Source organism: Lysinibacillus sp. EB106-09-02-XG168 (genome assembly GCF_058791475.1).
In genome coordinates, this window is record NZ_JBYTDN010000003.1 from 4519739 (window position 1) to 4532624 (window position 12886).

Sequence of the window (12886 nt, forward strand, 5' to 3'; positions counted from 1 at the left end):
AGATCCCCACTGAATCAATTAGACCTCAGTATAATTGCGTCCGAAGGTTTTACCTTTATACAGCTTTTCGTTGGAAATATAAATATCCGCCAAGGAAAAACAGTATGAATCCTCCTCCTACAACTGTTAACAATTGATCCCAAGGCACGAAGAATGCATCACCTGTATTGCCTCCTACATTCATCATCAAGAAGGGCTGTCCCCATGGATAGTAAGGTCCAAAACGTGCAGAATTGACCGCTAATATAGATGGTAAAGTAAAAGTGACGTTTACTGCAAATGGAGCAGCAAAGCTTTTAAACATGATGGACGTCCATAGCTGCAACGCTACTAATGGCATTGTTGCTAACCATCCGCCAAGAATACTTTTCCACACAATTTCCATTGGGAAAGGATCTGAGTAGCCTTTCATAATACCTACTACATATATAGAACATAAATATAGTATCTGCATCGCCATCACAAGAAGCATAATTAATACATACTTTGCAACAAACACTTTCCCTCTTGTCACAGGTAGTGCTAAAAGTTGTTTCCAGCCACCAGATTGATGTTCATATCTACAAATAAGACTTGCAAATACTCCTGAAATTAAAGGTAGGAATAATAATGCATACAATAAATTCATAGAAATTAATGAGCTATACCATTCGTTAATTCCAGTACCTGACATGTCACTAAAATTTGATGTTAATCCGATAAAAAGTCCGATTATCGGCCCCGCAAAAATTAATGGCACCATTTTAGATTTTCGCAGTTTAAACCATTCCGCGCTCAGTATAGACCCCATTACTTTACATCCCTTCTAGCAAAATCTATCATTCCAATAATATACAGTAAAATACCAATGCCTACTCCAAGCATGACATTAATAACGGGCTCATCCCATTGATTCATTAAAGATGGCCATTTCCAAATCATCCAGTCAGGCAAGACAAATGATGAATAAGCAAATATAACACCGAAAATACCTACTGTAATTGGTATCCCCTGATTATGACAAACGCTTGCAATCCAAAGCTGAAGTGCCAATATTGGCAGCGAAGCAAAAAATGGATAATACGCAAATTTAGCAATTTCCATATATGGTGTACTATCGCCTAAGTCTAAAAAGACTCCATAAGCCAGTGTCATTAGCATTAAAATCGTAGAAGACAAGAATAGTAAAATTGCTAGAACAGTGAACTTTGATAAATACACCGTCAATTTAGACACTGGTAGTGCAATTAATTGCTTCCACGCGTTCGTTTCATTTTCAATGCTCGCTATAAATGAAGTTAAAATAGCAATCCCTAAAACGATAGCAAGTGGTGTAAATGAATGAACGTTTAATAAATAGTAGCCCCAATCGTCCTCGCTTTGCTCTAACAAATAGTCCCTTCTTATACCATAGTTCACCATTTGTAGGGCAACAACACCTATTGGTCCTAAAGCTGTTAAAAACCATAATCCTTTGCGTTTAATTTTCAAAAAGTCAGAAGTTAATAGTTTCCCTATCATAGCGATTGCTCTCCTGTTGTCATTTGAAGGAAAATCTCCTCTAAAGATCGTTTTTCTTCCTCTACTCGATAAACGGAAATGCCTTCTTGTACAAGGATTTGTACAATATGCGCTACTTTTTCATCTGAACATTCATCGAATAAAATTCGGTCATCCTTATGTTCTGCCTTAATGCCATTTGCAACTAGTGAGCGCCAGCCCTTTTCACTATCGCTCACTTTAATGACTACCTTTGGCTGAGCAAATCTACGCATTGCTTCAATAGAATCTTGGAAAATCATTTTCCCCTTCGTAACAATGCCCACTTGCGTTGCCATTTGATCTATTTCAGATAATAAATGGCTAGAAATAATAATCGTCATTCCATATTCTTCAGGAAGTCGTTTAATCAAATTACGAATTTCGATAATACCAGATGGATCAAGTCCATTCGTTGGTTCATCTAAAATAAGTAATTCAGGATTATGTAACAAAGATGCAGCAATACCTAAACGTTGCTTCATCCCAAGAGAAAAGCCTTTTACTTTTTTATCTGCAGCATCCTTCAAACGAACAATTTCTAATACTTCATCAATGCGTGACTTGGGTACACCTAAAATTTTTCGTAACGCTTCTAAATTTTCATAGGCTGTTAAATGTGGATAATAGGAAGGGTTCTCTACTAATGAACCAACCTTTGCTAAAATATTAATTCGTTCTTTCTTTAAATCTTTTTGGAAGATTTTGATTGTCCCAGAAGATGGCTTCATCAATCCAAGAAGCATACGAATCGTCGTCGTTTTCCCCGCTCCATTTGGTCCTAAAAATCCATATATTTCACCTTTGCGTATTTTTAAATTTATATTTGATACAGCTTGCTCTTTACCAAAGCTCTTCGATAAATTTTCTGTTTGTACGATATATTCCATTGTCCTCACCTCTGTAATTATCATAAGAAATGAAGGTTAAAAATAGGTAAGGTTCAAGGTTAAATTTTGTTTAAAAAAGTCACTTTATTTAAGTTGATTGGATTGGAGACTGTGCGACGCCTTGGGGACAGCGTCGCAGACGAGACCTGCAGCAGCGGATGTTTTCTGTAGCGAAAGCGAAGCGGCAGCTACAAAGCGCCCAGTCGGAACGGAAATCCAAGCTACATAAGGCTCTCTATGTTTTTCCATATGAACCTGCATGGATGATGAATCAAAAAATCAGATGCCATAAACTTTGCAAACATACTATTTAGACAATCAATCTAAGTATGAAAATGAAGCAGGCATGCCTTAACATACTTCACGAATTATTCTACTTGTAGTGTTTAATTTTAATCTTGGTGCCAGATTCACTTGACTCAATATCCCAATCTAAATTCATGCCCTTCACCATAATATCGACTATAGATAATCCGATACCAGCGCCTTTAGCATTGGATTCATTTTTCATTCCGTTCCCGTGATCTTTTATGATAAATGCATCATAATGCTCCGTCGATTCGGTTTCAACGCCAATATATTTCCCGCTACTTGCATGGCGTAATATATTTTGAAATAAATTATCAAATATACGTCCAAGCCAAATCGGGTCCACTTGCCAATCATTTTTCTCAAATGAATATATTTCAATATCGATTTCAAAGCCTTCCTTTTCAAACACTGAATACCATGTAGTCATTTGCTCACGCACAAAACGAATAACGTTGATTTCTTTCGCCTCAAATTTATATTTGCTAGCCATCAGTAATGTATAGGACATTAAATTTTCTATTAAAGCGTCAACACTAATAATCGATGCTTCCATTGCCTTAATCGCTTGTTTTCCATCCTCTGATAATGCTTCTTTACTTATTGAATAGGATTGCGCCCGTATTTTCGTTAATGGCGTTCGTAAATCATGTGATAAATTAGCAATCAATTCGCGTCTTAACTGTTCTTCCTTCTGCTCGCGATTCTTACTTTCCCTAAGCTCACATACCATGCGATTAAAGCTTTGTTCGAGCTGACCGATTTCGTCCTTCTTCTTAACCTTCGTTTCAATAGGTAAACCATCTACATCACGAATTTCCATTGCTTCTTGTAGGTGCAATAGCCGTTTTCGAATCCCTCTGAAAAATAAAAAGGAGATGATAATGAAAAATAAAATAATCGCAAAAACACCGGCAATTAAAAGGTTCCCATATTGTTCATAAACATTTTTAAGAGGTGGATTAAACACTTCTCTAGGGATCTCAAAAACGATAAATCCATTTGATTCATCCCGTCCTAAAAAAGCTATAACTGTAAACGGATCTTCTCCATAATGTTCTTTTATAAATTTTGTTGTAAATGCCGGGGTCCATTTTGATGGTAGGTGCTCCTTTACGTCCACCTTTGTCAGTAATGTACCATCTTCACTTATCCAAAACATGGATGATTTAGGGTACTGACCCTTCCAATCCTTAAAATGTTGAGCAATTGTTTCCTCTGTAAAATTTTTTATGCTCTTAGCTTCTGTAAGCCACTTTTCCTCTACTTCGCTTTCCATGAGGACTTCACTTGAAAAATTTGTCTTTCCTACTCCAAACACAAAAGCAGCAATTGCAAAGTATGATAATTGAACAATAGATATGGCTAAAAAAATAATCAGCATATACTTAGCTAATAATGATCGAAAAAATTTCATTGTTTCACCCTATATCCAATACCACGAATGGTTTCAATAATTGTCGGCTTAGCTGGATTTATTTCTATTTTTTCTCTTAAGTATCGAATATGTACCATTAATGTCTTATCGCCTTCCATGTAGCTTTCTCCCCAGATACCTTCATAGAGCTGCTCCTTCGTTAAAATTTGATTTAAATGGCGAATAAAATACTGTAATAAATAGAATTGCTTACCCGTTAATTGAATTTCTTCATTAGTTTCCTTGTTTATAATCCGCATATCTTTCGTAAAAATTTTTAAATGCTGAAGATCTAATACATCATCATTTTTTTGATATCTTCTTAGTAATACCTCTATACGGGCTATAAGTTCATCTGGGTGGAAGGGCTTCGTTAAATAATCATCTGCGAAGTTAAGACCCTCTATTTTATCCTCTACAGCAGTTCTTGCTGACAACATTAAAATCGGGATTTCTTTATTTTCCCGCTTAATTCTTTTGCCAATTGAAAAGCCATCTAAGCCTGGCAGCATCACATCCAATATAGCGATATCTTTAAAAGCTATGTGCTGATCGACCTCCTCCCCAGATTCAAGCCATGTAACCTCATAGCCTCTTTCCGTCAAATCCTTTGTCACCCATTGGCCAATCTCTTTTTCGTCTTCTATGTACAATATATTATACAAAATGGTAATCCTCCCAAACTACTCTATATATTTGAAATAAATGTTATTAAAAGCATATTTGTATTATACGATTTCATAGATTTGTACTCAATGGGAAGCGGCTCCCTATTTGTACAAAAAAGAATGAGCGACTATGCACCCATTCTTTTTCTTTACTTACAACTCTTTATTTTTCAAAAACTATTCCACTTCTGTGGTCCGCTTCTTTTTCATCATTTTATCTATTTCAATAATATCTTGTTTATTTAATACTCAATAACTTCTTCGCCCACAATAGACATCATTTCTTTCAAAAGAACATCATTGCCATTAACAATTTTACGTTTCATTTTTTGATATAACGAATTTTCCTTCTTTTGTCATGTCATAAAAAGAAATTTGAATTGATTTCATTTAACCACATCCCTATCTTATTTTTTATTTTATGATGACAATATGTCATATACTGCTTGATCTTCGTAGCGAACAACGACTTTTCCATTTATTACACCGCCATACATCGGACCCAAAACTCTTTCTAACAAAGGTTGTCCTTGTAGTTCTTCTCTTGTAGAAGTCCTCTTATGACTCCAACTGACTTGTACTTTGAAACCACTCGATAAATAACAATTAATTTCCCCTCTCAAATATGATTTTTAAAAACAAAAAAGCTGATTCATCCATAAAGGATCAATCAGCTTTATATATATTTCACGCATAAAGCGAGAATATCAACTATTAACATTATTGCTATCAAATAAAACTTATGGCATAAAAATGCTACCTTAAAAGAAACTTGGATTAATACACTTGCGTCAAATCTTTTCTGTAAAACAGAAATGTAATGACTTTCGCTTGAAGCGAATTTAAAAAAATTACATATACATTAGCAAAAACGTGTAACATGCACCAACATTCGGAGTAGCCTAATCGATTGCATAAAAAAAAATAAAATGAAGGTTGTTTTATTCCCCCTCTTAAACACTTTACTTATATGAGAGCGAGAAATCGTTGATAACAAGGTTCGTGGATAACCTTAATCAACGACATCCACTAGTCTCACATCTCAATTAACTTTTAGGAGGAAATAATAATGGCTTCATGTTCTCAATCTGATTTAACTGCTGTGACAATCCCAAATGTTGTGCCATCTTTAAAATTATACGGTAAGGCAAGTAATAATCAACGTTTTTTCTTGTCTGATAATCCAGAAACTATTAATAGCTCTGTTCCATTTACTAATGGTTATGCAACTCTTTGGGCAGATGCTGCATCTGGATTACAGAGTGTAACTTATCGAATGTTTGTTTGGCATCTAAATAACACAGGTGCGACTATCAAGTTCGGTGTTACCATTGGTAATGGCTCAAGTGGCAGTACGTATAAAGTCTCTGGTGTTAAAGACTGTATCGATACGATTACCGGCTTTGTAGCTCATGGGAAATGTGCCGCAAAAGCTTTACTCGGAAATACATTAACGCCTAGTTCTCCGGTTGATAGTTCCATTGCAGCGGGGAAAGTTGGATTAGTTAAAGAATGGAAAGTACCAAATGGTTATTTGGTGGGTGGAATTATTGAGTTTACTTTATCGTCTAGTTCTCCAATGTCTTATAAAGTCCGAACAGTAGCTGCTAAAAGCACTACTGCCGATCTTCGTAGTAATCAAAATGCAGTTGTGTCACCAGTTGGGACTCATCCGCGTGGTTCTTGGAACTTTTCCAATATCGATGGCTTTGGTACTTCAAGTGGCTCTGCTGCTCTATATACTGTCGGAGACGGCAATAAAAGTTTCTCCATAAATAATGGTATTAATGACAACTTAATGACTAAAGACACTAGCTATACGCCTGGCGATGCTGTAGCAACTAATAAGGGGCATTATGGTGTTATTTACAAGGCGAATATCACTTTCAAAAACCCAACTCAAGCCGATAAAACATTAAAGGTATATTTGACAGGTCGTGGAGGTTCATACGGCGGTGCTGTACGTTGGAACAATGATCCAACTTATGGTGTTCCTACACTGTCTTCCAATACCCAAGGTGTTCGGATTGCTACATTTACTGTACCTAAAGGAACTAGTGTTACACATTCAGTCTATACTTCTACAGCTGGCTCGCTTAACACCCCAGCGGCGATACTGATTACAGAGTAATTAAATATATTAAAAAATTTCTCGTTAAATAAAGGAACCCTGTAACTTATCGTAAATTCTCCGATGAGCTACAGGGTTCTCTACATAACATAATATAATATTCATTCAGAAACATCTTGGAACGTTAAACCAAGGAAAACGGTATAACTGCTTAATTGGGTATCACTAATTATTTGACCTTTATCTATAAGGTATCCCTTACTCATATAAGGAGTTACATCAAGGTCCCACTCGGCTACAAACGGCATATAAAGGCGTATTTGGATTCCCCCAATTACGTCTTTCTTACTTTTATTCAGTAATAATCAACATATCATGATCATCAAACTGCCACATGTCCCCGTAAGCAACTTCCCAATAGTAGCCGTTTGGATCTTGGAAATAGCCACTATACCCACCCCAAAATACAGTTTCTGGCTCCTTGACGATTTGCGCTCCGGCATTTTTAGCTAATTCAAACACTTGATCAACTTCTTCTTTCGACTTTCCGTTATAAGCAAGTGTGATTCCATTAAAGCCATTGCCGATTACTGGTGGATTTGCTTCGTTAATATCTTTTACTAAACGGTCAATCGAAAACAGTGAGATTTTTGTCCCTCCATTATTAAAGAAAATAACATCTGGATTTGTTTCCTCACCATACACAATCACTTCAAAACCCAGACCCTCTCTATAAAACCTAAGAGACTCGACCATATCTTTCACACCCAATGTAATTAAATTTAAACGATTCATCCCATTCTCTCCTTTATAAAAGATTCAATTACTTATTCTATCTTAAGCATGGAATCCCCTTCTAGCTTCTTACAATCCTCATGTTGCTTCTGCCCATATACTCTTTGTATAAGCCATTTTCAATCTACAACGCTCCATATTGTTTTGGCTAATGGATGCAAATTTGGCATGTCCGATTATTAAACTACAATTTTGTTGAATAGCTTCGTTGATACGAAGCTGTATTAATGCTTGATGAATACCTTGATCACGGGCTTTTGGCTTTACAGCAGATGCGGCTAAAATGGCTGTTCCATCATTTATATACAAGGAACCGATACCTACGTCCTCACCCTGAAGAGAAGCAATATAAAACGACCAACCGGGCTTGTCATACAAAACTTGATTATTGATTGCAACACCTTCGGCTAAAAATGCTGGCATACCAAAACCTTCAACATAGATATTTCCGTAACGATCAAATTCGTCTTCCTTGATTTGTCTTAGTTTAATGCACGAATTCTTTGTTTTCCCTACCGTCTCTTCGTTTAGCTAATATAATGTTGCATGAAAATCACTCTGAAAAAGACCAGCATTATGTAATTTTTGTAGCGAAGTAGCATTTACATATTGAGGGGCTAAATCAAATCGAACTGGTATTTCTCTTTTTCTATAAAAGCTTAGGATTTTATCTATCGTATTCTCCGAACCCAAGCTATCACCCTTTACCACATTGTAAGAGGGACCGGGGATTTTTTTATGGAGAAAGCATAGACACCATCAAATTGACCAATCTCAACTCCCATAGCATTGTTCTGAATTTCCTTAATTGCATTCAGCCTCGACTCAAACATCTTGATTTCCGTCATTTCTAAGTGATCTGCCGAGTTTTTCGTCATTACCACACCTTATTCACCACCCTATAGGATTTACTTTTCTACCACTAATTGTAGCCTACACAGAAGACCGAACTACATAAACTAATAAAAATTTCTTCCTGCGAACCATTGATATCTCACAAAAGTAACCTCCACGTTTCTATGAAACTAAAAAGTGCGTACTTTTTTTTGCAATGGTATGGAAGCATAATGAGAAAGCAACATAGCACAAACGAAAATTGGAGGACAGAAAAATGATTAATCATTTACAAGATAAAATTACATTAAATAACGGCTTACAAATGCCTGGTATGGGTCTAGGCGTATTCCTAGTACCGAATGATGTTACAGCAGAAATGGTAAAAAATGCAATCGAGGTTGGTTACCGTAGTATCGATACTGCTGCTATTTATGGTAATGAAGCAGGTGTTGGTGAAGGTATTAGTCAAGCACTAGCAACTACTGGTTTAAAACGCGAGGATTTATTTATTACATCTAAAGTATGGAACGATGGCTTGAGCTACGAAGAGACAATCGCAGCATACGAAGACAGCTTAAAAAAATTAGCCCTAGATTATTTAGACCTTTATCTTATTCATTGGCCAGGTAAAAATAAATTTGCAGAATCTTGGAGAGCACTTGAAGATTTATACGAGCAAGGGAAAATTAAAGCTATTGGGGTATGTAACTTCCAAGTATCACACTTACAAGATCTTCTTAAAATCGCTCGTATCAAACCAGTTATTAACCAAGTGGAACTTCATCCACGCTTACAACAAACTGAGGTACGTTCATTCTGTGAAGAGCACAATATTCAAATGGAAGCTTGGGCTCCATTAATGCAAGGTGGACTTCTAGAAAATGAAACTATTTCAAAAATAGCTGAAAAATACGGGAAATCAAATCCTCAAGTTATCTTACGCTGGGATATTCAAAATGGTATTGTCACAATTCCAAAATCTGTACGCAAAGAACGTATGATTCAAAACGCTGATATTTTCGATTTCACACTAACTGATGAAGAGATGGCTATCATTAACGCCATGAATCTAGATCAACGTGTTGGACCAAACCCAGATGAGTTTGATTTTGTCATGTAAATGATAGCTATGTAAATGCGAAAGAGACTGTCTTATTTTCTTCTCTTAGACAGTCTCTTTCCATTCTATTTAAGATGTATGTTGTATTGCGATATCTTCATCACGTTGCATTATTAGTACATCTTCACCTTTATCTTGCAGCATTTCGATATGTTTTTCACCCCAAGTGCAAAGCACGTTCAGCACAGGGTCCATCTCTTGGCCATAAGGTGTTAGCGAATATTCAACTTTTGGCGGTACTTGATTGAAAACCTTGCGATTAATTAATCCAGACTGCTCTAATTCACGCAATTGGGTTGTTAGCATTTTTTGCGAAATGCCTGGAATCAATCGGCGAAATTCATTCGTACGAATCTTACCATGGTGGTTAAGATGACAAAGAATAACAGGTTTCCATTTACCCCCAATTACTTCAAGAGTGGCTTCAACACCAATATTAAAAACTTTTTTCATTGTAAACCCCCGTAATATTCAAAAGTAACTAAAAGTACCCTATACAACTTTACGATATGTATGAATATTACTATATACTATAAAAAAAATCAAAGGAGATATTAATAGAATGAAAGATACAAAAGTGCCGAATGCCAAACTAACATTACTCGCACTTGCGATTAGTGCATTTGGTATCGGCTCTACAGAATTTATAAGCGTTGGACTACTTCCATTAATTACAGAAGATTTTGATATAACATTAAGTACTGCGGGTTTAACCGTATCTATATATGCACTAGGAGTAACTATTGGTGCACCGCTTTTAACAGCATTAACATCGCGCATAAGTCGCAAAAATGTATTACTGCTTGTTATGGTACTGTTTATTATCGGTAATTTACTTGCAGCATTAGCACCCTCATTCTCATTACTACTAACGGGGCGTGTTATTTCAGCATTAGCACATGGTGTGTTTATGTCTATTGCCTCTGTTATCGCTGCAGATGTTGTAGCGCCTAATAAACGAGCAAGCGCAATAGCTTTTATGTTCACAGGGCTAACATTAGCAACTGTGACTGGTGTCCCACTAGGAACTTTTATTGGACAAGTAACTGATTGGCGAATGTCGTTCATTTTCATTGTAATCATAGGTATTATCGGATTAATTAGTAATGCCATACTTGTTCCTAGTCAGTTATCGAAAAGCAATCCAATATCAATTCGCGATATCGGAAAAGTATTAGGGAATATACGAATGTTATTAATTCTCTTTATTACTGCCATCGGATATGGTGGCGCATTCGTAGTTTATACGTATATTTCTCCTATTTTAGAGCAGTATATGGGCTACTCACCTAAAGCAATAGTCGTGATTTTAGTTGTATACGGTATTTGCGTTGCCATTGGTAATACATTAGGTGGTCATTTTGCGAATAACAACCCTTTACGTTCTATCTTTATTATCCTTATCGGCTTAGCATTAGCTCTACTCGGTATCAACTTCTTCTTAGAATCATCAATCGGTGGATTAATAATGGTCTTAATTATGGGACTATTTATGTTTATGAATGTACCGGGATTACAGCTTTATGCCGTTCAGATTTCTGAAAAATATATACCATCAGCTATTTCAATGGCTTCAGCATTAAATATTTCGGCCTTTAACATTGGTATTTTCCTAGGATCATACATTGGAGGAATTATCGTTCGCCAACAATCATTAGCTCATACTCCTATATACGGATTCGGCATGGTGATGATTGCTGCAGCTACTACGTTCCTATGGTTAATCTTCGATAAAAACAAACAATAGTTACGTGCTTATAAGTAAAAAAATGCGAGGAAGGTGCTGTCTAAAATGCCCCTTCCTTTTTGCTATTTATTAGATTCAAGAAAAGTATCATCAAAATATGCCTTGAAATTTGGATACAGATAATCTAATGACGATTGAATATCAGCAGCATCATCAAATAAAATTTCATGTTCGATTTGATAAATTGCACAATTTTCTTCATCAGTATTATTATTTAAATCAATACAAATTATTTTTCCATACTCTGTATCCCATGAAAATGGAAGGTATCCTAAACTACATAATGATGGATTAAACATATCCCTTACGTTATTTAAAGGTTCTTCAATACTTTGGTCAGGTATTACACCAAAATAATGGTGATATGTTGAAATAAAAGCTTTATACCATTCGGGAAAATTAAGCCCAAACTCTTTTTCTAACGTTTGAATATCTTCCTCTGTTACAGTGGAAGGAATCATTCTCCACATAGACCACTCTGCATCGATATCAACTACTTTCATTTCTTCAGGTACGTCAGGGCACATCCACCTACAAAATCCTTCTTCTGACACCTGATTATAACGTTCGTAGTAAACTTCAAAACCCTTTTTTATGTATGCACGAATATTCATCTTAAAAACTCCTTTAGAAGAATAAATTGGTCAAGAATTTAAGCCGTTGCACTGACTCCTTTTCGCTCAGGCTTTTCAAAGCATCAGCCATTAACACAGAAAGTCTTTGTTGTACATAAGATAATGTATCGACTATAGGATAGGAGGAAATTTAGTTGTATTACAATCCTTATCCGTATTTTATCTATCCTAATTATTATCCGGCATGGGTAATGGCAAATCAACCAACTACTCAACAACCTTCTAGACATCTAGCAATGCCTGATCCAACGAATAGAAGTCCATTTCCATCCATCAATACAGTGAAATTAAAGACTTCCACGAAACGAATCAAGGTTCTTATGCAGCAAGCACAATTACTTACGGATAAAATTGATGAATCCGAGCAATTTGCGCATGATCTTATGAATGCAGCACAACAATCAAATAAAACAGAAGTTGAAAAGTTAATTGCGTCAACAGGCATTACGATAAAATTCGAAACTACCTATACACCAGATGGATTTCGTATAACATTTACTGAAAGTAGCTGTTGTAAGCTAACACTAATTTTGGGTTGGTGAAAAGTTGGTCCTTTGAAGAGGGCCTCTTTTTTGCCTTTAGCTATGAATTTTAACCATGTATCCCTATGGAACTTGTAACCTATAAACAAATATGCTAAAGTATTTGTAAATTTAATTTCTGAAAATTCCTATATTTCATTTTCTTATCAAGAGAGACGGAGGGATTGGCCCTATGAAGTCTCAGCAACCAGCCTATAGGTATGGTGCTAATTCCAAATGGCAAAATTTAGCCTTGAAGATGAGAAGACTTACAGTTGTTGCTTTGCACAAGAGTCCTCTTCTACAAGGAGGACTCTTTTTTATTGTTGCATTCAAAATAATTAACAGAAAGCAGGGA

Annotated in this window: 13 protein-coding genes and 1 riboswitch; of the genes, 4 read left to right on the forward strand and 9 right to left on the reverse strand. The window is 36.0% G+C overall.

Annotated elements, in window-relative coordinates; genetic code table 11:
- Window positions 1-55 precede the first annotated feature (55 nt).
- The 5 genes from AC3WSO_RS22855 to AC3WSO_RS22875 all read right to left on the reverse strand — a co-directional run bounded on the left by AC3WSO_RS22855 (window position 56) and on the right by AC3WSO_RS22875 (window position 4799).
- Complete coding sequence (locus AC3WSO_RS22855) at window positions 56-790, reverse strand: ABC transporter permease (RefSeq protein ID WP_492533906.1); 735 nt, start codon at window positions 788-790, stop codon at window positions 56-58.
- A complete protein-coding gene (locus AC3WSO_RS22860; protein ID WP_492533908.1) occupies window positions 790-1500 on the reverse strand; it encodes an ABC transporter permease in 711 nt (236 codons plus the stop codon). Before AC3WSO_RS22860 ends, AC3WSO_RS22855 begins: the two co-directional genes overlap by 1 nt.
- Window positions 1497-2408: an ABC transporter ATP-binding protein gene (locus AC3WSO_RS22865; protein ID WP_492533910.1), complete on the reverse strand. Its 912-nt coding sequence runs from the start codon at window positions 2406-2408 to the stop codon at window positions 1497-1499. Before AC3WSO_RS22865 ends, AC3WSO_RS22860 begins: the two co-directional genes overlap by 4 nt.
- A gap of 373 nt (window positions 2409-2781) precedes the next feature.
- Window positions 2782-4134: a HAMP domain-containing sensor histidine kinase gene (locus tag AC3WSO_RS22870; protein ID WP_492533912.1), complete on the reverse strand. Its 1353-nt coding sequence runs from the start codon at window positions 4132-4134 to the stop codon at window positions 2782-2784.
- Entirely contained in the window at window positions 4131-4799 is a 669-nt protein-coding gene (locus tag AC3WSO_RS22875; RefSeq protein WP_492533914.1) for a response regulator transcription factor, read from the reverse strand. Before AC3WSO_RS22875 ends, AC3WSO_RS22870 begins: the two co-directional genes overlap by 4 nt.
- 1072 nt (window positions 4800-5871) lie before the next feature.
- Between AC3WSO_RS22875 and AC3WSO_RS22880 the strand changes: the two genes are divergently transcribed.
- On the forward strand, window positions 5872-6933 hold the full coding sequence (locus AC3WSO_RS22880) for a hypothetical protein (protein ID WP_492533916.1): 1062 nt from the start codon (window positions 5872-5874) through the stop codon (window positions 6931-6933).
- A 291-nt stretch (window positions 6934-7224) separates the two neighbouring features.
- Here the strand turns inward: AC3WSO_RS22880 and AC3WSO_RS22885 are convergent, their stop codons facing one another.
- Window positions 7225-7668, reverse strand: coding sequence for a VOC family protein (locus tag AC3WSO_RS22885; protein WP_492533917.1), 444 nt, complete (start codon window positions 7666-7668; stop codon window positions 7225-7227).
- Window positions 7669-7746: 78 nt separating this feature from the next.
- A complete protein-coding gene (locus tag AC3WSO_RS22890; protein ID WP_492533919.1) occupies window positions 7747-8091 on the reverse strand; it encodes a GNAT family N-acetyltransferase in 345 nt (114 codons plus the stop codon).
- Window positions 8092-8782: 691 nt separating this feature from the next.
- On the opposite strand from AC3WSO_RS22890, the gene AC3WSO_RS22895 reads away from it, so the two are divergent.
- Window positions 8783-9625, forward strand: coding sequence for an aldo/keto reductase (locus tag AC3WSO_RS22895; protein WP_492534468.1), 843 nt, complete (start codon window positions 8783-8785; stop codon window positions 9623-9625).
- A gap of 69 nt (window positions 9626-9694) precedes the next feature.
- Here the strand turns inward: AC3WSO_RS22895 and AC3WSO_RS22900 are convergent, their stop codons facing one another.
- The gene (locus tag AC3WSO_RS22900) at window positions 9695-10078 is read right to left on the reverse strand and encodes a winged helix-turn-helix transcriptional regulator (RefSeq protein ID WP_492533921.1); all 384 of its coding nucleotides are present in this window, start codon (window positions 10076-10078) and stop codon (window positions 9695-9697) included.
- A gap of 109 nt (window positions 10079-10187) precedes the next feature.
- On the opposite strand from AC3WSO_RS22900, the gene AC3WSO_RS22905 reads away from it, so the two are divergent.
- The gene (locus AC3WSO_RS22905; RefSeq protein ID WP_492533923.1) at window positions 10188-11372 is read left to right on the forward strand and encodes an MFS transporter; all 1185 of its coding nucleotides are present in this window, start codon (window positions 10188-10190) and stop codon (window positions 11370-11372) included.
- Between the two features lie 62 nt (window positions 11373-11434).
- On the opposite strand, the gene AC3WSO_RS22910 is transcribed toward AC3WSO_RS22905, so the two are convergent.
- Window positions 11435-11986, reverse strand: a complete 552-nt coding sequence (locus AC3WSO_RS22910; protein ID WP_492533924.1) for an SMI1/KNR4 family protein — start codon at window positions 11984-11986, stop codon at window positions 11435-11437.
- 155 nt (window positions 11987-12141) lie between these two features.
- Between AC3WSO_RS22910 and AC3WSO_RS22915 the strand changes: the two genes are divergently transcribed.
- A complete protein-coding gene (locus AC3WSO_RS22915) occupies window positions 12142-12549 on the forward strand; it encodes a YuzC family spore coat inner layer protein (RefSeq protein WP_492533926.1) in 408 nt (135 codons plus the stop codon).
- 140 nt (window positions 12550-12689) lie between these two features.
- A riboswitch (SAM riboswitch) is annotated at window positions 12690-12794 on the forward strand.
- Window positions 12795-12886: the final 92 nt, after the last annotated feature.